This window comes from Shewanella sp. 10N.286.51.B2, from assembly GCF_041469265.1.
In the GTDB taxonomy this organism is placed as follows: domain Bacteria; phylum Pseudomonadota; class Gammaproteobacteria; order Enterobacterales; family Shewanellaceae; genus Shewanella.
The window spans coordinates 42,282-60,735 of sequence record NZ_JBFRKH010000021.1; the positions used below are offsets into that span (position 1 = coordinate 42,282).

General features: G+C 42.1%; 17 protein-coding genes. 1 reads left to right on the forward strand and 16 read right to left on the reverse strand.

Going from position 1 to position 18,454, the window contains the following annotated elements; genetic code table 11:
* Positions 1–56: 56 nt before the first annotated feature.
* The 15 genes from AB4140_RS06140 to AB4140_RS06210 form a co-directional block, all read right to left on the reverse strand.
* Positions 57–1,220: a DUF1501 domain-containing protein gene (locus AB4140_RS06140; protein ID WP_372000162.1), complete on the reverse strand. Its 1,164-nt coding sequence runs from the start codon at positions 1,218–1,220 to the stop codon at positions 57–59.
* A gap of 1 nt (position 1,221) precedes the next feature.
* Positions 1,222–2,628, reverse strand: coding sequence for a DUF1800 family protein (locus AB4140_RS06145; protein WP_372000164.1), 1,407 nt, complete (start codon positions 2,626–2,628; stop codon positions 1,222–1,224).
* 433 nt (positions 2,629–3,061) lie between these two features.
* The gene (locus AB4140_RS06150) at positions 3,062–3,226 is read right to left on the reverse strand and encodes a hypothetical protein (RefSeq protein ID WP_198589276.1); all 165 of its coding nucleotides are present in this window, start codon (positions 3,224–3,226) and stop codon (positions 3,062–3,064) included.
* Between the two features lie 59 nt (positions 3,227–3,285).
* Positions 3,286–3,633, reverse strand: coding sequence for a hydrogenase maturation nickel metallochaperone HypA (locus tag AB4140_RS06155; RefSeq protein ID WP_102435491.1), 348 nt, complete (start codon positions 3,631–3,633; stop codon positions 3,286–3,288).
* Positions 3,633–4,646 carry a hydrogenase expression/formation protein HypE gene (gene hypE / locus AB4140_RS06160; protein WP_372000166.1) on the reverse strand — a complete coding sequence of 338 codons (1,014 nt, stop codon included), beginning with the start codon at positions 4,644–4,646 and terminating at the stop codon, positions 3,633–3,635. The genes AB4140_RS06155 and hypE overlap by 1 nt, the downstream gene beginning before the upstream one ends.
* On the reverse strand, positions 4,633–5,760 hold the full coding sequence (hypD, locus tag AB4140_RS06165) for a hydrogenase formation protein HypD (RefSeq protein WP_372000168.1): 1,128 nt from the start codon (positions 5,758–5,760) through the stop codon (positions 4,633–4,635). Before hypD ends, hypE begins: the two co-directional genes overlap by 14 nt.
* Entirely contained in the window at positions 5,757–6,002 is a 246-nt protein-coding gene (locus AB4140_RS06170; protein ID WP_102435486.1) for a HypC/HybG/HupF family hydrogenase formation chaperone, read from the reverse strand. Before AB4140_RS06170 ends, hypD begins: the two co-directional genes overlap by 4 nt.
* A gap of 1 nt (position 6,003) precedes the next feature.
* Positions 6,004–6,723 (reverse strand): hydrogenase nickel incorporation protein HypB, encoded by a 720-nt coding sequence (gene hypB, locus AB4140_RS06175; protein ID WP_303446323.1) that lies wholly within the window; start codon positions 6,721–6,723, stop codon positions 6,004–6,006.
* 102 nt (positions 6,724–6,825) lie between these two features.
* A complete protein-coding gene (gene hypF / locus AB4140_RS06180) occupies positions 6,826–9,204 on the reverse strand; it encodes a carbamoyltransferase HypF (RefSeq protein WP_372000171.1) in 2,379 nt (792 codons plus the stop codon).
* 4 nt (positions 9,205–9,208) lie between these two features.
* On the reverse strand, positions 9,209–11,170 hold the full coding sequence (locus AB4140_RS06185) for a hypothetical protein (protein ID WP_372000173.1): 1,962 nt from the start codon (positions 11,168–11,170) through the stop codon (positions 9,209–9,211).
* Positions 11,163–11,717 (reverse strand): HyaD/HybD family hydrogenase maturation endopeptidase, encoded by a 555-nt coding sequence (locus tag AB4140_RS06190; RefSeq protein ID WP_102476759.1) that lies wholly within the window; start codon positions 11,715–11,717, stop codon positions 11,163–11,165. Before AB4140_RS06190 ends, AB4140_RS06185 begins: the two co-directional genes overlap by 8 nt.
* 3 nt (positions 11,718–11,720) lie before the next feature.
* The gene (gene cybH / locus AB4140_RS06195; protein ID WP_076540932.1) at positions 11,721–12,386 is read right to left on the reverse strand and encodes a Ni/Fe-hydrogenase, b-type cytochrome subunit; all 666 of its coding nucleotides are present in this window, start codon (positions 12,384–12,386) and stop codon (positions 11,721–11,723) included.
* Between the two features lie 29 nt (positions 12,387–12,415).
* Complete coding sequence (hyaB, locus tag AB4140_RS06200) at positions 12,416–14,119, reverse strand: nickel-dependent hydrogenase large subunit (RefSeq protein ID WP_372000175.1); 1,704 nt, start codon at positions 14,117–14,119, stop codon at positions 12,416–12,418.
* A 3-nt stretch (positions 14,120–14,122) separates the two neighbouring features.
* Entirely contained in the window at positions 14,123–15,259 is a 1,137-nt protein-coding gene (hyaA, locus tag AB4140_RS06205; RefSeq protein ID WP_102435474.1) for a nickel-dependent hydrogenase small subunit, read from the reverse strand.
* A 504-nt stretch (positions 15,260–15,763) separates the two neighbouring features.
* Positions 15,764–16,396, reverse strand: a complete 633-nt coding sequence (locus tag AB4140_RS06210; RefSeq protein ID WP_372000177.1) for a multiheme c-type cytochrome — start codon at positions 16,394–16,396, stop codon at positions 15,764–15,766.
* 407 nt (positions 16,397–16,803) lie between these two features.
* Here AB4140_RS06210 and AB4140_RS06215 point away from each other — a divergent pair, with 407 nt between their 5' ends.
* Positions 16,804–17,052, forward strand: coding sequence for a YdcH family protein (locus AB4140_RS06215; protein ID WP_102476762.1), 249 nt, complete (start codon positions 16,804–16,806; stop codon positions 17,050–17,052).
* A gap of 50 nt (positions 17,053–17,102) precedes the next feature.
* Here the strand turns inward: AB4140_RS06215 and AB4140_RS06220 are convergent, their stop codons facing one another.
* Positions 17,103–18,404, reverse strand: a complete 1,302-nt coding sequence (locus AB4140_RS06220; RefSeq protein WP_102476763.1) for an ectonucleotide pyrophosphatase/phosphodiesterase — start codon at positions 18,402–18,404, stop codon at positions 17,103–17,105.
* Positions 18,405–18,454 lie beyond the last annotated feature (50 nt).

Sequence of the window (18,454 nt, forward strand, 5' to 3'; positions counted from 1 at the left end):
AATGCCTGACTTAGCAATAAGTCAGGCATTTTTTTAGGGATTGTATTGCTACGGGTTTAGCTAATGATAGGTACATCATAGGGTGTGTTGTTTGGCAGTATGTGATTTATCTCTTCAGTTGTTAATTGCCAATGTTGCTGCATCACAGTCGATATCCAGCTAAAACTATTACTGGTAGGTTGTAAGTCTCGATTTTGAAATAACTGCTCAGGTTTAAGTCCCGGCCATTGCCCTAAGACTTTACCGCCTTTTACTGCGCCACCTGCGATAAACATAGCACTACCAGTGCCATGATCCGTACCATAGGTGCCATTTTCTTTTACAGTGCGGCCAAACTCAGTAGCAACAATTATCACAGTATTTTGCCATTGATTAACTAAAGCGCTTTTAAGTGCTTTTAGGCCTTTATCTAATTGGCTCAATTGACGGTTAAGGCGACTATGTTGGTTGCTATGGGTATCCCAGCCGCCCATTTCTAACATGGCGCAATCTATTTCATCACTTTGGTTTAAGAAATTACCACAGGCTTTAGCTAAGGCGACAAATTTACGACTCTTATTGCCACCACCTCGCATGGCCATTTCTTTCAATGAGATCCCATCCATTAGGTTTTGAGATAATTTTTTGTCTTGTTGATAAAGCACGGCTAACTGCTGATAAATATCTTCATCAGCGGGCTCTCCTTTAGTGGGATACCAAGTATTGACACTATCACTCCCGCGTAAACTGATAGGGATAGCGTTTGATATGGCAATAGCGCTATTGTTTTTATGATCTAGTGAAGCACTTATGGCTCGTCCTAACCAGCCAGACTCAAGCTCTTTAAGTTCTCCACCGCTTTCTAAAAAGTCTTGTCCAGCAAAATGTGACCGCTCAGGGTAACCAGACGATACTGCCACAATAGGTAACAGTTGCTTGTCGAGATACCACTGATGCATATTGGTTAATACTGGATTTAAACTAAATTGTGGGTTTAACACGAGTTTTGAATTGGCGACATTACCTGCTAGCGTGGGTCTTAATTGAGAAAAGTTAGGCTCCTTTAGTGGCACTATGGTATGCAATGGGTCAAGTGCGCCGCGAAGTATGACCCAGACGATATTCTTTTTAGTTTTAGCTGAGGACGCGGATGTTGCATTCGCCACAGAGCTAGGCGCTAGGCCGCTGCTTAACATCACTAAACTGGCACTGATCCCTTTAATAAATTCACGACGTTGCATGTTATCTCCTTAAGAACTCAGGGGTAAGTAATAATAACGCTAAAGCTTGTTCACGACTTTCTGCACGGGTAATGGTATTAAATGATAATTCAGATAATGAGTTGCCATATACGGTATTAATTGCCTGAGCTGTATCAGAATCTCGTTGGGAGGTAGCAAATTGTGTGGTCCAGTTGATTTTGGTCATTAATGCATTAGCACTGTTCCAGTCTGGTTCTAGATCGCCAAATCCCTCAGGGGAGCCCGCTTTAAAAGGCTGTTGACCCATTTCACCTAACTGCTTAAGTAATTTTTGCATGTTAGTGACAGGCTTATTAACTGCGCGGTAACTAGAGATGACATGTTCAACGGGGGTTTTAAACTTCAGCTGTTCAGGCTGCCATGACTCGTCTGCATTAATTAAGGTCAGCATAACTTGTTTGATGTTGCCATTGGTGCTGTTCCATGTTTCAACAAGCTTGGTTTGCAGTGTTTCAGAAGGATTATCACTTATAAAATATTTAACTATTTTATAGCACAGGTGGGTTGCAGTTTGTGGCTGTTTGGCAATACCAGCCAGCATAGCTTGACCCTGTTTAACGCCAGAGGCATTGTCTTGTGCGGCAGGATATTGTTTACCAAGTAGGGTTCTAGGTCCTGGCTCATGGCCATTGACTCGATAGATAAAACCTGTGGCATTATCTTTTCTGGGGTTGGCAATGCTCCAGCCGCTAATTCCGTTTGCTAGCTCAATGACATCAGCTTGAGTGTAACCACCATTAACTCCAAGGGTGTGCAGTTCGAGGATTTCTCGAGCTAGATTTTCATTTAACCCTTTGCCTCGCTTGCCAAGAGGGGAATTTGCACCGAACGACTTTTCATTATTGAGATAACGTATCATGGCAGGATGACTGGTCACTGCCAGTAGCATGTCTGCAAATGATCCTAATAAATTTGGCGCTATGGCTTCACGCTCTAATGTGGCGGCAAGTGCTGTCATCACTCGTCCACTGACTGTGACACTAAAATGATTTGAAAAAAAATGTAATAAACGCCAGCTTAATGAGTTTGGAGAATTGATTGCGCTATTAAATGCACTGGCTGTTAGCTGGTAATAGGCTTGTTTGTGTGGCGGCAGTGGCTTTGGCCCGTTAAATTTCTTTTTATTGTTGGCTTTATTTGCATTAGATTGACCTTGCATGGACATCATATTTTCAGTTTGACGGTTTTTTTTTGCTAGCTGCTCTTGTCTTAAAAATTCGCTTACTTGACGGATTATTTCGTCAGAGTTGAATTCAGTTGCTTCAAACTCTGGGATCACCAATTGTTTAACTAAGTAGGCTTTTGGATCGTTAGTCGCTAGGGATAGTTCGTTTGGCCTCGCGCCAAGTCCAAATCGGTTAGTGGCAATTATCGCAGCTGCTGACATAGTACATCCTTGGATCAGTTAACTTGTGGTCTTGGTGAAATATTACCTTAAGCTAAACAAAGCCGATTTATAAGCGTGAACTAGATTTTTTAGATGGTTTTATGAACAAATTAGCCTTAAGAATGACATAAACTACACAAAATAGAGGGTAATATCATTTTTGGCTTGATAGACGCTTGCACTGCTGAGGATTTATTTTAACCACGACTGTTTCAAGATAGAAGGTGAGGCAGCTTAGCATAATTGCCAGACAAATTAGTTATGTTTGCGGGGCTGGCTGATAAATACAAAAAACTACCCATTGAGCGCAGTGGGGAGCTCTGGCTCAAAGGGATAGCATTAAAAGTAAGCCGGCTGTATCTGGCTAACTAATATTGACTAAGCGACTTTTGTTAAAATAAGTGCTGTTTTAAATAAGTGCTGTCTAAGCAAGTTATCGCGTTTTGTTGTAAATAACTAAGGCGACAATGGCTACTAATGCAATAGCAGGTGCGAGTTCATACAGATGATGAAATAGACTGACTGCGCCATGACCTTCGTGGGCAAATGCAAGAGTAGGGGATGCAGCCATTAGCATTGCGGTTAGTTTCGTTTTCATTGTTAGTTCCTCAATAATTCTTTTTTAATTGGTTAATAAAAGTTATTACAAATTGAGCTTTAATCGGTATTCATTTCAAGTTGCATTAACATCATCTGCTCACCATCTATTACCTGAGTATTGGTACTTAAACATCTTGGGCAAACAATATTACGTTCGGTTAATTCTGATTGCGTGTCACATTGGCGGCAGTGAATGATTAGCGCCTGTATATTCATATCCAGCATAGCGTTGTGGCAAATCCCTTCAAGTTTGAAAGTTTCAAACGCCGTGGCCAATAAACGTGGCTCGACGCCACTTAACACCCCAACTTTAATCTGTACTCTGATGATTTCATTAGCTTGATTTTGGGCCGCTAATTGCTCAATTTGCTCCAATAATGACATCACAATTGAATACTCGTGCATTAGCAAATCCTTGGTAATAGCTCACCTTGGGGAACATCTAAATAGCGGCTACTGCCCCATGGTGTGGTTAATACTACTTTGCCAAGGTGTTGATTAGTCACATTGCCGATAATGCAGGCTTGATCGCAGTGGCAATATTGTTTCATGATAGTTAAAGCCTGCTCAGCTCTCTCCTGTGGCAGGGCCATAATAAAGGTGCCTTCATTTGCTAAATCAAAGGCTTCAAAACCATAAAGTTCACACAGGCCTTGGACTTGTGGCGATATTGGAATTAATTTTTCATCGACTTCAATGCCAACAGCAGATGCATTGGCCCATTCATTTAATACCGCAGACAGGCCGCCGCGAGTGGCATCTCTCATGGCATGGATTTCGATATTCGCTGCAATGAGTTGCTCGACTATGGGCCAGAGTGTGGCGCAATCACTGGTGAGTTCAGACTCTAAACATAAGCTATCACGTGCCATTAAAATGGCTGCTCCGTGCCTTCCAATGTCGCGGGATACGATAATAGCGTCACCTTGTTGCAGGTTTTTAACTGAAATACCGGGTTTTAAAATTCGGCCCACACCTGAGGTATTGATAAATATGCCGTCAGCGCAACCTTTAGGCACTACTTTAGTATCACCACAGACAATACGTGCACCAGATTTATGTAATTCAGCGGCCATGCTTTGCACTATGGTATTCAGATCTTTAATGGCAAAGCCTTCTTCAATTATAAAGCTGCAGCTTAAATATTCTGGCTGCGCTGCCATCATGGCTAGATCGTTGACTGTGCCAGCAACGGCCAGTTTGCCGATATCACCACCAGCAAAAAATAAAGGCTCAACGGTAAAAGAGTCGGTAGTAAATGCACAATGGCCAGTTAAATTTAAATCCGCAGCATCTTCTTGAGACTCCAAAATTGGATTTGAAAAAGCTTTAAAGAACATATCAGTAATTAAACTGTTCATTTCTTTACCACCGCCGCCATGGCTTAACTGCACTTGTTGATATTTATTCGCTGGCATTCGTTACTCCTGTATAACGATAATATGCATTGCAGGCACCTTCAGAGCTGACCATACAACTGCCCAATGGATTGTCTGGAGAGCAGACTCTGCCAAAGACTTTGCAATCTTGTGGATTGGCGAGACCGCGCAAAATATCACCGCATTGACAGGCTTTGTGGTCATCAATTTCTACAGTGGGTAGCTGTTGTTTGAATATAATTTCGGCGTCGCGATGGGCGTACTGGGGTTTTAAGGTCAATGCTGATTTTGCAATCGGCCCTAAACCACGCCACCTAAATGATGCTCTAAGGGTTAAGTATTGGTCGATTAATGCCTGCGCTGCTTGATTACCCTCGTAACTGACCGCGCGGCTGTATTGATTATCAAGCTGGGCAATATTTTGCTGTTTTTGTTTTACAATTCTAAGAATCGATTCCATCACATCCACAGGTTCAAAACCCGCTACTACCACTGGTGTGTTGTAGTTATCTACAGCCGCTTGGTAAATTTTAGCGCCGCTAATCACGCTCACATGGGCAGGTCCTATAAAGGCATTTACTTTAGCTTGTGGGTTGGCCATCACGGCATCAATCGCTGGTGGCACTAGTACGTGGTTGATATGAAATAACAGATTATTTATTTGCTGTTTTTCAGCTTGGTCAATTAACACGGCAGTCATTGGGGTTGATGTTTCAAAGCCGATGGCAAAAAAGATAATGGTTTTATCGGGATTGTCTTTTGCGATACTAAGGGCATCCATAGGGTCGTATAAAGGCCGAATATCACAACCTTTAGCACGAAATTGAGCAAGGCTACCTTTTGAACCAGGCACTCGGATCATATCGCCTAGGGTCAATAATATAACGTCATCAAGCTGTGCTAATGCAGCAGCGTGGTCGATGCGCTCTTTTGGCATAATACACACAGGACAGCCGGGTCCATGAATAAAATTGATGTTAGCTGGCAGCAATTGCTTTAAACCATATTTCATTATGGTGTGGGTATGACCGCCGCATACTTCCATTATGTTAATATCAGTATCTATCTGACTAGCATGTGAGTTTATCTCTTCTGCTAACGCTTTGATGGTGTTAGGATTGCGAAACTGTTGATATAGATCAGTGAGGATCATAAATCATTTCCTTCATCATTAAGTTTATCAACAATCTCTTTATAGAGTTCCAAACTTAATTTGGCATCTTCTGTATCGATTTTATTCATCACAAATCCGATATGGATCAGCACAAATTCGCCCACCTTTAATGGCTCTGTCATTAGGTGACTACTGACCCGGCGTTTAACCCCTAAGGTATCGACGGTGACACTAGTATCATCGTGAACAGCGGTAATTTGAGAAGGCACTGATAAGCACATATTATTGCGCTCCAATTGCGCTGTTTATCCAATCAGCCACTTGGTTAAGAGATTGTGGGTCTTTGACTGAAATGGGTAATAAGGTCACATCAGGATTGAGTTTTTTTAGTTGCTGCTCGCATTCGGTTAAGGAAAAGTCAAAATGCTCGGCTAAATCCATTTTGGTTATGAGTACCAAATCTGCACGGCGAAACATCACCGGGTACTTTTCAATTTTATCGTCACCTTCAGGCACAGATAACAGCACGATATTTTTGTGGGTGCCGACATCGTAACTGGCGGGGCAAACAAGATTGCCAACGTTTTCTACGAAGCAGACATCAATAGGTTTAAGGTCAATATGGTGCAGCGCTTGATGCACCATAAAGGCATCTAAGTGACAGGCTGAGCCGGTTTGAATTTGATAAGCACTAATGCCTTTAGCGATTAAGCGGTCAGCATCACGAGAGGTTTCTAAGTCGCCTTCAATGACCGCGAATTTAGCCATTAAATGAGTGGGTAAATATTCCAGTAAAGTGGTTTTACCGCTACCAGGGCTACTCATTAAGTTAAAAGCCATGACGTTATTGGCTTCAAAATGCGCACGGTTATGCTGGGCTTCATGATCATTCTTATCTAATATTTTATGAATAACAGATAAGGTCTTAGTATCATTAAGCTGCGGGTTAGAGTGTAGGCTATGTTGATGATCTGTAATTGAACATCCGCAATCTTGGCACATATCAATATTCCTTATTCGAAACGCCTCTTGCTATATCTCAGTATCAATGGCGGTTAAAAATTATTCTTTGATTAACATCAGCAATTAATCGTTATTTAAATATTAATTGGCTATTTGTGTTGTTTGTTGTTGTAAATAGGCAAACCATAATTGCCCTAAAGAGATGCCGGCATCGTTTATAGGGATAAGTTTACTGGGTAGTATTTGCCGCTGCTTTAACGCTTGCTGACATTGTGTTAGTAGTAATTTATTTTGAAACACACCGCCGCTAAACACTAAAGCATATTCAGGGTACTGATTAGCAACATCAGCGACAGCTCGGCTTAAACTCGCTGTGAATGCAAAACATAATTGTTCGGTCGATGGCGGCTGTTTAGCCGTGATAAGCCCGATAACTTGTTTGATTAATCCGCTGCTATCCCAAACTTTAACTGCAGAAGCAGCTACTGTTGGCTCTGGAGACAATGCCAGTAATTGCTGCTCAGTGTTGGCAGTATTTGTTGTATTAGATGCTATTGATTGCTTGAGCCAGTTATTAGCACAAGTTTCAATTAACATGCCTGCTTGGGCTTCAAACTGATTCGTTTCAATAAGATTAAGTGCAACAGCAATGGCATCAAACAGCCGTCCTATTGAGCGTGATTCAATGCAAGCACTATTGTTAAGCCACATACGATGTAAATTATCTAAGGTATGAGCAGGCATTGTTTGAATTGCCTCGATGGGCAGGTTTTTTATTTGAGCAAGGCTGAAGTGCTCGAATAACAAGGCTAATAAAATCCTTACGGGATGTTTAATCGCTTGCTCGCCACCAATTAACTTAAATGACTTCAAGTGAGCGACACTGCGATAATTAATGCCATCAAGCAACATGCACTCACTGCCCCAAAGGCTGTCATCATCACCTAAGCCTGTGCCATCAAAACTAAATCCTAATACTGGTTTTTGGTAGTTATTGATCGCCAGCACACTAAGGATATGCGCATGGTGATGTTGAACCTGTGAAATCGGGACATTGTGTTGATTATTAGCCCATTGGCTAGATGCATAATCAGGGTGCTTATCAGTGATGATTTTCTCAGGGCTAAAACGATACAGTCGCTTAAATGTGTTTAAGGTGTGTTCAAATAATTGGTTAGTTTCGAGGTTATACAAGTCACCAATATGCGGGCTAATAAAGGCATGTTGTTTAAAAGCAAAGCATTGAGTATTTTTTTGCTGCGCCCCGACCCCAAGAATTGGATATTTAATGGCGCTGGGTAAGGCAATACTTAATGGCGCATAGCCTCTTGCTAATCGAATAACCTGAATTTGCTCGTTAATTACTTGAACAACGCTATCATCACAAGGGTTTACAATGGCTCTGTTGTGGTCAACGAGGCCATCAATCACATGGCCTAGTTGCGACATAATCTCGTTGGCGTCGGTAATAATGGGTAAGCCTGAAAGATTTGCGCTGGTGGCAACAATAGGTTTGGTAAAGGCATTAAGCAACAGATGATGCATGGGAGTGTAGGGCAGAAACAGTCCTAATTTATCTATGTCGGGTGCAATTAACTTGCTGATAAAATTATCAATATTGGCGTGTTTAGCCATTAAGGTGATAGGTTTTTCAGCACTACTTAAGAGTTGCCATTCAGTTTTTGTGCCAGTAACGAGTTGTTTGGCTTGCTCGATATCTGCTGCCATAACGGCAAAGGGCTTTGCTGGGCGCTTTTTACGTGATCTTAGCTTTTTAATGGCCTCATCATTAGTGGCATCACAAATAATATGAAAGCCCCCTAGACCTTTAACTGCTAAAATTTTGCCATTATTTAACGCGCTGATGATGGCTGAAAACACTTGCTGTTGATCAGTAATAACCTCAGTTATCTGCCCATGGGTAAGCATGTCAAAACGTAACTTGGGGCCGCATTTAGGGCAGCTCACTGGCTGAGCATGGTAGCGTCGATTTAAGGGATCTTCATAGGCTTTTCGGCAGTCATCACACATAGCAAAATTAGCCATTGAGGTAAGATGGCGATCATAGGGAAGTTGCTTAACAATGCTGTATCTTGGCCCGCAATTGGTGCAATTTGTAAAAGGGTATTGGTAATGACGATTATTTGGATCTGCGATGTCAGCTAAGCAATCTGTGCAGCTACTTTTATCGGCTGAAATTGACACTATGGCTTGTTGATTAGACTGACTTTGGCTGATTGTAAAGTCGGCTAGTCTTGTATCGATTCGTTCTTCTACCACATTCAGTTTATCGATTCTGGCTAATGGCGGTGGATTAACTCTTAACTGATGGATCACATGATTGATATCAGTATTTAATCCTTGTAGATGAATGCATACACCTTGCTCATTATTTAGCACACTGCCGAGCAAATTAGACTGAGTGGCTAATTGATAAACGTAAGGGCGAAAACCAACCCCTTGGACTATGCCGTTTATATTGAGTTTTACCTGTTGAAGATAGGCTTGATGCATTCCCATAGGCTTACCTTAACCCACGTCTTTTGGCGAGATACAAACCACCAATGGCAATGTTGGCGCCATCGAGATCTAATTGATGGTTTACCACTAGAGGGTAATTCTTTTGTAGCCGCATACATAGGCGCTCAGCAAGTACGCTATAGACTAAATCGTTGCCTGCTAACACCACGGCATCAATTCCTTGTTGCTGCTCCAGATGATCAAGCCAGTTACTAAGATAATCAGCCAGTGAATCAAAAAAGCCAAAAGCTAAAATGGCGGGATTGGCGCCAGCTAATTTAAAACTCATTAAGCTGGCAAAGGTACGGCGCCAATTAATGCTCCTATAGCCGTTTTCTGAACAAAGTGGAAAATCAATTCTAGGGGCATTATTACCATGATACTGCTGCGCCAGTGCATGAAACGCATCTGCTTTCGCGTCAATACTGGTTAATTGATTTAAGGCCTCATCATCTAAAATCAACATGGCAGCTAGGCCAATAAAATGTTGAATATTATCACTAGCTTTATCCAGTTTGGTTAGTGCTAATTGATGGATTTGTTGTGGAAATGCTAGGGTAAACTTAGCGAGTACTTTTGATTCTTCGTGCTGTAATTGCGCAATAATATCAGCGCCATGTTGCTCAAAAGTCGGTAATCGTAAAAACTGGGCAATTTTTTGTTGTTTATTTTGGGTAATAACTACACTGGGGTTGTCATGGCTGAAATAGAGTGTGGCACTGGTGATGGATTGTTTGTCTGTTGCTGCTAGCGTTTGATTCGACAGCATTCGATTGGAAATTTGACTGATCACAGCTTCAGACAAATTCAGCAAACCTGCGTGCATGGCGCAGCTAGGCGCGTCTATTCCAGTCACTGTTATTTCAGTCACAGCGGTGTTATCAGCTGCTGACATACGGCAATGGATCTGTTTGTTGTTCCAGCTGGCTTCATAGTGTTTGTATTGAGCAACATCATGTAATGGGCTGGCGCCATTAATGGAGAATTGGTGATTGCTGGCGATTTCTACCCAAGCATTATTGATGCGAGTTACGCTTGGCTTAGCTATGGACTTAGTTAAAGGCTTGTGTAAGTCGTTATGAGTATCAGCGCTAACTGAATCGTTTATATCAATATAGACCCAATCAATACCAATAGTGTTTAGCTGATCAGCCAGTGCCATAAGTAAACGACTGTCAGCAAAGCTCACTTGATAGTATGGATCAGTAAGTGTTGGCTGGACTTTACACTTAGCTTGATGTTTAGCAGTAGTAACACCTGAAAAGACTGCTGCATCAGCTGACATCAGTTTGAGTCGCGGTTTTTCTAAACTGGATAAGGCGAGGGTATGGTACTGCTGCACTGCAAAATACTTACTTAAATGCTGGGGGTTACAGATTAAAATATGTTGTTGGCCAGCGTTTTTGGCAAAAGGTTGTAAGCTCAAACTGAAATTTGAACTTGGATCCGAACTTGATACAGAACTTAATTCAGAACTTAAATAAGTGCTGCCACTGCTGCTTAAACTAATCTTGGTGTCATTTTTTAACCGCTCTGTAATTGCAATAAGATCTTGCGGCGCCATAGATTGCTCTAAGGTGCTTATACGCTCATGTCCGTGACAATGGGGACAAACTAGATCAAGCTTTAAAAAGTTAGCATCTGCGGCATTAACCATCTGCGGCTGGCATTCACTACAGTAACTGATGTTGAGCTCAGCATGGGCTAGCGGCTTTTGGCTGCCTTTACGGGTTTTGATGACACCGACATCAGCAGAGCATAACCAGATTGAATATAAAAATTTGGCGGCAATCTCATCGGCAAGGGCGGCGAGTTGTGGCTCTGTGGCCTCAACTTCTAAAAAATAGCGATTGTTGTTAAAACCCGCGCTAAAGTCAAAGCGGGTATCGGCTATATATTGATTACAAAGCTGCGCATAAAAGGCCACTGGGCGCTGGCAGGTAAAATTAAAACTGACTTTATGCATAGGGCTGACATCCACGTTTATAGGAATCAGGGATTAAGTCGTTAATATTAACACTGTGTTTTTTTGTATAGCTAAAACCTGCTTTTTCAAGGTGTGCCAGTAAGGCTTTTTCCATCGTCGGCACCGCAGCTTGTATTGACTCAGTTAAGCCTAATGTCATCGGCTCGATGACTGTCGGCGTAACTCCAATCACGTGAGTATTGGGTCTATCACCGACCATGTCCATCATGATCAGGGTTTGCAGCATCTCAACCTCATGGGCACTGCCTTGCCAATCAATTTCGGGTGGCGCTTGATCAAAATTAAATGAATACACCTCTCCGGGCTTTACCCCTGGACTGTTTACGGTATCCACCACAATTAAGTTGTCATATTGACAAAGAATAGGGATAAGTCCTTGAGCAAGGGTGCCACCATCTAAAATATCGAGTTGATGGTTTGGCTGATAGAAAGCGTATTTTTCATCGATATAATTAACAAAATGTACGCCGATCCCTTCATCAGCGTACAAAACGTTTCCTATACCTATTAGTAAGCTAGTAGACAAAGGCTAGTGATCCTTATGGTAGTCATAACCGGAGACGATAGAGTCAACAGAGTTATGCTTAAAGCGTATGCCTGACCAAACCGCCATATAGATATGAATAACCACAAATATAATGAAAGCCCAGGTGACTATGTGATGCCAAATTCGTACTTGTGCTAACCCGCCCATTAAGGCCGTAAACCAAGCTGAAACTTCCCATATAGCGCCACCTAACCCTTGATGATAAACATTGGCATAAAGCACCAAGCCAGTGATACACATGAATAAAGCCGCAAATGATATGGCAACGTATGTCACAAACTGCAAAGGTCCGTATACGCCAGCTTTATCTAAGTGTCCCATCCAGATATAGGATTTAATTTGTGCTATCCAGCTCTTCAGGCTTAAAACATCTCTGATTGAACGTCGTTCAATGGCGCTTTTAGCAAAAAAGAACAAGTAAAAACGTACTATGGTGATACTGGTAAGTACAAAGCCAAACACGAGATGTACAAAGCGGATCCCGCCTTGAACCAAGACATCAGAAGATGCGGGCGCCACCAAAAATGGCCATGAAATGTAAAAACCAGTTACCACTAACATCAAAATAGACAGTGCTCTAAGCCAATGGAATATCCGTATGGCAGGTGAGAAGATGAGTTCTCTGCGATGGGTTGCAATTTGAGTCATAATCCTTTCCTCTTAGATCCGCAAACTTGCTAAAACCCGTTAGGATCGATGCGGAATTCACCTAAATCATTACCTTTATAATCCAATACGTGTACCGCGCAGGCCATACATGGATCAAACGAGTGAATAATTCGAATGACTTCCAGTGGTTTGGTTGGATCTTCAAGTTCAAGCCCAATCAGTGATGCTTCATAAGGGCCAACTTTACCGTCAGCATCGACAGGGCCAGAATTCCACGTGGTCGGAACAATAGCTTGGTAATTTTCTATCTTACCGCCCTTAATCCTGATCCAGTGACTGAGCATTCCACGCGGCGCTTCAATCATCGCATGGCCGATGTAATCGCGATCTGAGTCTATTTCTGGTGTCACATAGGTAGATTCATCCGATTGCATATTGGTTAACATGGCATCAAAAGTTTTTAAGCCTTCTTCAGCCACAATCACGGTTTGCAACATGCGTGCAGCGGTGCGGCCTAAGGTGGTGAATAATGCTTCTATAGGCAGGCCTGTTGCGGCGAGCAACCCATTAACACTATCAACAACAATCTTGTTGCCACGGGCATAGTTCACCAGTAAACAGGCTAACGGCCCAACTTCTACGGGTTCGCCCTGATATCGTGGGGATTTAACCCAAGAGTATTTTCCATCACCATCGACTGTCGGTAATTTGCCATACACGGTATCGCGCTCAACAAATCCGGTGTAATTTGGAATCGTTGTGCCGTCATAGGGGTGCTGGGCGGTTTTTGCGTCATACCATGAGTGGGTGACATCTTCTTTTATGGCATTGGGATCTAAATCGCTCACCCCGGCTAAATCTCCATTCATTATCACGCCTTGCTCAAACAGATATTGACCATCAGCTAAGATAAAGTCATCGGTGGCTAAAAAGTTTTTAACATTGACGCCGCCTAACACACTTGGCTCGCCACCAAAGGCGGCAGCTGCCATAACGATGTCGGCTTTATAAGCGCGGATAATAAAGTCATGGACGATAGCGTGTTTTTGTTTCCACTCTTGTAAACGTGCAGGACTTAGCATGTCTCTAACAGAGGTAACACCGCCAACTACAAGGGATTGCGGATGCGGCGACTTGCCGCCAAATATTGCTAGCATTTCAGCTGCTACACGCTGAACTTCTAACGCTTTAAGGTAATGGGATAGGGCAATGAGGTTTTGCTCTGGCGTGAACTTGTAGGTTTTATTGCCCCAATAGGCATTAGCAAAAGGCCCAAGCTTTCCGGTATCAACCAAGCCTTTGACTCTTTGCTGTACGGCGCGTAATTCACCTTCGCCAGTGGCGATAGGGTTTTCGGTGTATTTATTGGCTTCTTGGGCGGCTAATGCCGGATCGGCACTTAAGGCTGACACCACATCAACCCAATCTAAACCATGTAAATGATAGAAGTGCACAATGTGATCATGCATATACAAAGAGGTTTGCATTAACGAGCGTAAGTACTTTGCGTTGAGCGGGATTTTAACCCCTAAGGCATTTTCAACCGCTTCAGTACCGCAGCGATAATGAGAATAGGTACATACCCCACAAATACGTTGCACAATTAGGCCGACATCCATAGGAGTACGGCCTTTTAAAATGACTTCAATACCACGCCAAAGGGTAGAAGATGACCAGGCCTTTTGAATAACATTATTTTCATCAACTTCAACTTCAACACGTAAATGGCCTTCGATACGGGTGATAGGATCGATAACGACTCGTTTACTCATGGTTTATTCCTCTAGCGGCTTAGCAAAAAGACTAGTTACTGCGTGAGCACCTATGCCCACAACGGTCGCACCAAGAATGACGGTACCAATGGTATCGGCAGTGGCATCAATACCGTGGAGCAACTGTCTGCCTAATGGCTTTTCGAAATCCGCCATATCATCCCAAAAATTAGGTTCAGCGCAGCCAATACAGCCATGACCTGCAAGTACTGGCCAACTGGTATGATGATTAAAGCGTTCAGTGGGGCAGTTGTTGTAGGTATAAGGGCCTTTACAGCCCATTTTGTATAGGCAGTAGCCATCTTTAGCACCTTGATCGCCAAAGGTTTCTACAAATTCGCCAGCGTCAAAACGACCACGACGTTCACAGTTATCATGCACTCTAGCGCCGTATGCCCATTTAGGGCGATTAAACATATCTAACGCGGGCAGTTTTCCGAACATGATGAAATACATCAAGGTACCGACAATGTTCTTTTCACTAGGAGGACAACCGCCTAAATTAATCACCGGTTTATCAATAACCTCTTGCACACCTTTAGCACCAGTAGGGTTTGGGGCTGCAGCTTGTACGCCGCCAAATGCGGCGCAAGTTCCAACAGAAATAATTGCAGCCGCCCCAGCAGCTGCTTCTTTTACTATCTGCATTCCGGTATGGCCTTTACAGCCGACCGTTAAATAAGTGCCATTATTAGCCGTTGGTACAGCACCCTCTACCGCTAATAAGTAATTACCTTTATATGCCTCCATAGCATGCTCAAGGTTTTCTTCCGCTTGCCAACCGGCTGCAGCCATCAATGTTTCATGATATTCCAAAGAAATATGATCAAAGATGAGGCTGTCTAAATTAGGGCTGTCGGTTCTGATAAGGGATTCTGAACAACCGGTACATTCGGCCATATGCAGCCAAATCAGTGGTACTCGATCAGCAAGCTCAGCGGCTTCGGCAACTAGATTGGTGAAAGGCAGGGGCAATGCGAGTAGTGCGGTAACAGATGCACTCCAAGTCATAAACTCACGTCGGCTAATGCCATTTTTTATTAATTTATCTTTTAGGCTAACGCTGTGACGTGGTTGTAACTGCTGCAATTGCGCAATTCGTGTTTTACATCGTTGATATAAAGCTGCATGTGTATCCATCTGATAACCTTATCCATGTTGGAGGATCAAACTGCTTTATTAAATATAGATCTGTTAGGGATAGGTATATTGATACAGATCAATCATTGTTCACTTATTGAACACATATAAAAATAGAGTGTTTCGCTATTTCAACAAATAGTGAGCTGTTGATTCTTGGAGTTTTTTGCGAGGATTGATAGCAGCTAAATAGAAGTCACTAGGAAACTAGAAGCTATTGGACGTACTTGTCTGATGTTGATTTTATTTACAGCAAAAGTGAATTTCAATTTCTAACTTTATGGCTGTTTAAAACCAGTAAAATCGCGCTGACTTATCTCAAATTCAACGCGCATTTCATCATAATTATTTAAGTTAACTGCCAGTCAATTGTTTCAATACCTGTGGCGGTACTAAGGTTGATAATTTCGCTAAACATGCATTAGTACTTGGATCGCGATATTTAATTTTAAATTGACATAATGTGTATAAGCGTTGCGGCTCATTACTGACTTACTTTCGGGGTTAAATCGCGATTAAAGCCATATTGGCCAGCGGCTGTGTTTGATTTTTTGTCCATTTGATATGCTCACTGGCGGGGCCGTGACAGGCTTCACAGGCCATGTTGATTTCTGACCAACTACTGTCAAAGCTATTGTCTGTTACGTTATAGTTTTTTTTGACATTGGTTGAGTGACAATCAGCGCACATGTAGTTCCAGTTTTGGCCTTTATTAGTCCAAAAGAACTCGTCGTAAGGATCCATTTCAGGATACAAATAAAACCAGCGCTGTCCGCCTTCATCTTTACTACGGCTATCCCAAGCAAAAGGGATTAGTTGTATCGCACCATTTTCAAATTCAACCATATATTGCTGTAGAGGTTCATAACCAAAGGTATAGCTAATTTTATAGTCGTTAAACTTGCCATCTGGGCCTTTAATATTGACCCAGTACTCACTTCCTCTCATAAAAAAGCGTGAGACTTCACCTTGGTAGTCAAATTGTTGATCGGTAAAGTTTGCTAGAACGATATCTGCAGTAGTCCGCCCCATAGACATATCATGATGCGAGCCTTGCCAATCACTGTATTGTTGCTGGTGGCATTCAACACAGGTTTGGCTGCCACTAAATTCAGCTGCTGGTGTAGTCGCATTCACAAAAAAGGTCGTTAAGCTGAAGAAGGTAATACTGATTAGCTGATTGAATTTAATCTTAAATTTACGTCAAAGATTATTTAGATCTTATAGTAAAATGAAATTAACAATTAACCAACACTTTGCTGGTGGCAATGTTGATTTATTCGCCATTTTTGAATTTTTTTGGCTACTGTTAAAGTACTGGAAAAGCACTGTTATTATGCTTTTATGACTAAAGCAATATTGGCAGCATAGTTTCGCAATACCTAATACAGTGGATATCAACGCTAAGCGCAGTGGTAAATTATGCCGAGCAACTTGTTTTTTATATCAATTGCTCTACATTTTAATAAGAGAACGACTAGCGTTACCGCGTAAGTACACATAGATACGTTTAACTCATTGAAGACAGGATATAAGAGGCTTTTATGCTAGGTGAAAATCATTCCCTCAGAAACGAATTTCCAGATCACATAGATACGATTACTTCGCTTATTAGCAGCAATGTCGATTTTGCTGAAATAATGAAAAAATACGATGCGTTAGATAAACAAATTAGAGATCTTGAGATGCGAGACTCGCCCATCGCAGACGAATCCATCCATGAGTTAAAGCAGCAGCGTGTAGTAATGAAAGACGCCCTTTATCATCAAATTACTTTGGCAGAACAGGGCTAAAAGAATGTATTTAAGAAGCGGGCAATATCGATTAGATATTGCCCGTTTTTTTATTGCTTTAATAAAGGAGACAGCACGTCAAGTTTGCCATCAATGGGTTCACTAATAGATAAATTAAGTATGTGTGCAATTAAAGGGTAAACATGAATATTTTTAGCTAACTCAATTTCTGCTTGATGGTTAAAAGCCGGGCCGTTGGCATAAAAAATGGCATTCATATCCGGCATCACTTCAGCGTAGTAGCCATGTTTACCCTTAACGCCAGGTTTTGCATCACTGCTGGTAATGTAATGATCATGGGTGACCAAAATCGCATCACCAATGGCGGGATTAAAGTCATACTCAAGGTGCTTAGGTATCGACTCCTTTCTATAAAATGCTAAGCCATCGGTCGCAGCAACTAGTTTCTCAAGGGCAATTAAATCTTGGTCTTTATTATTGCCATGGGCGCGCACTAATGAAAAAGCGGCGTCATTAATAAAACTAAATCGAGATTTTAATGCCTCATCATCGGCAAACAGTTTGTCTGTGTAGATACGCTCAAAATCAGCAACCTGTGCCATACCGTGATCTGATGTGATGATAATATTAACCGCATAAGGTAGCGCATTTACTTGTTCAATTAAGCTAGCAATGACCTTATCAATGTAATTGACAGCATCATGGGTTTGCTGCGATAACGGCCCGTGATGATGACCTGCGCTATCGACATCTGAAAAGTATAATGTCACAAATTGCGGCCGCTGCGTTTCAGGTAATTTAAGCCATTCAATAACTTGCTCGACACGGGTTTCATTTGCGACTCTACCGTCATATCGTTTCCAATAAGTGGGTCTAAAACCTGCTATTTCAGCTTCTGAGCCGGGCCAGAAATACGTAGCTGATTTCATTCCTTGCTGGGCAGCTAAAGACCAAAGTGGAACGCCAGTGTAAAAACGGCCATCGGTAACGGCATCATGGTCGCTTAAAGCGTAATGGCGCCCTAATGTGGGGTTGTAGAAACGATTAGCAACAATGCCATGATTACTGGGATAGAGACCGGTAACCAGTGTCAAATGGTTAGGGAAGGTGACTGTTGGAAATGACGGCGTTAATTGCGTTATTGTTGCGGCATTGCTGGCAAAGTTATTAAGAAACTTAGGCTGATGAACTTTATTGTAATCATGCCTATAACCATCAATAGAGATAAGTAACACATAGGGCTTATCATTGACATTATGGGGCTGATTTGACCCTAATGATGATGTTTCATCTGCCATGATATTATGGCTTAAAAAAACCAATGCGATAGTAATACTGCTACTAAGTTGTTTTAACCTTGCAAGGCTGTTGGATGCTAACCATTGACGCATTATTGCTTCCTTTATTATTGTATTTAGTCGAAGACAAAAATTACTTTGAA

Coding starts and splice junctions, on each gene's coding strand:
- AB4140_RS06140 (WP_372000162.1), bottom strand. CDS start 1,220: ATGCAACGTCGTGAATTTATTAAAGGGATCAGTGCCAGTTTAGTGATG.
- AB4140_RS06145 (WP_372000164.1), bottom strand. CDS start 2,628: ATGTCAGCAGCTGCGATAATTGCCACTAACCGATTTGGACTTGGCGCG.
- AB4140_RS06150 (WP_198589276.1), bottom strand. CDS start 3,226: ATGAAAACGAAACTAACCGCAATGCTAATGGCTGCATCCCCTACTCTT.
- AB4140_RS06155 (WP_102435491.1), bottom strand. CDS start 3,633: ATGCACGAGTATTCAATTGTGATGTCATTATTGGAGCAAATTGAGCAA.
- hypE (WP_372000166.1), bottom strand. CDS start 4,646: ATGCCAGCGAATAAATATCAACAAGTGCAGTTAAGCCATGGCGGCGGT.
- hypD (WP_372000168.1), bottom strand. CDS start 5,760: ATGATCCTCACTGATCTATATCAACAGTTTCGCAATCCTAACACCATC.
- AB4140_RS06170 (WP_102435486.1), bottom strand. CDS start 6,002: ATGTGCTTATCAGTGCCTTCTCAAATTACCGCTGTTCACGATGATACT.
- hypB (WP_303446323.1), bottom strand. CDS start 6,723: ATGTGCCAAGATTGCGGATGTTCAATTACAGATCATCAACATAGCCTA.
- hypF (WP_372000171.1), bottom strand. CDS start 9,204: ATGGGAATGCATCAAGCCTATCTTCAACAGGTAAAACTCAATATAAAC.
- AB4140_RS06185 (WP_372000173.1), bottom strand. CDS start 11,170: ATGCATAAAGTCAGTTTTAATTTTACCTGCCAGCGCCCAGTGGCCTTT.
- cybH (WP_076540932.1), bottom strand. CDS start 12,386: ATGACTCAAATTGCAACCCATCGCAGAGAACTCATCTTCTCACCTGCC.
- hyaB (WP_372000175.1), bottom strand. CDS start 14,119: ATGAGTAAACGAGTCGTTATCGATCCTATCACCCGTATCGAAGGCCAT.
- hyaA (WP_102435474.1), bottom strand. CDS start 15,259: ATGGATACACATGCAGCTTTATATCAACGATGTAAAACACGAATTGCG.
- AB4140_RS06215 (WP_102476762.1), top strand. CDS start 16,804: ATGCTAGGTGAAAATCATTCCCTCAGAAACGAATTTCCAGATCACATA.
- AB4140_RS06220 (WP_102476763.1), bottom strand. CDS start 18,404: ATGCGTCAATGGTTAGCATCCAACAGCCTTGCAAGGTTAAAACAACTT.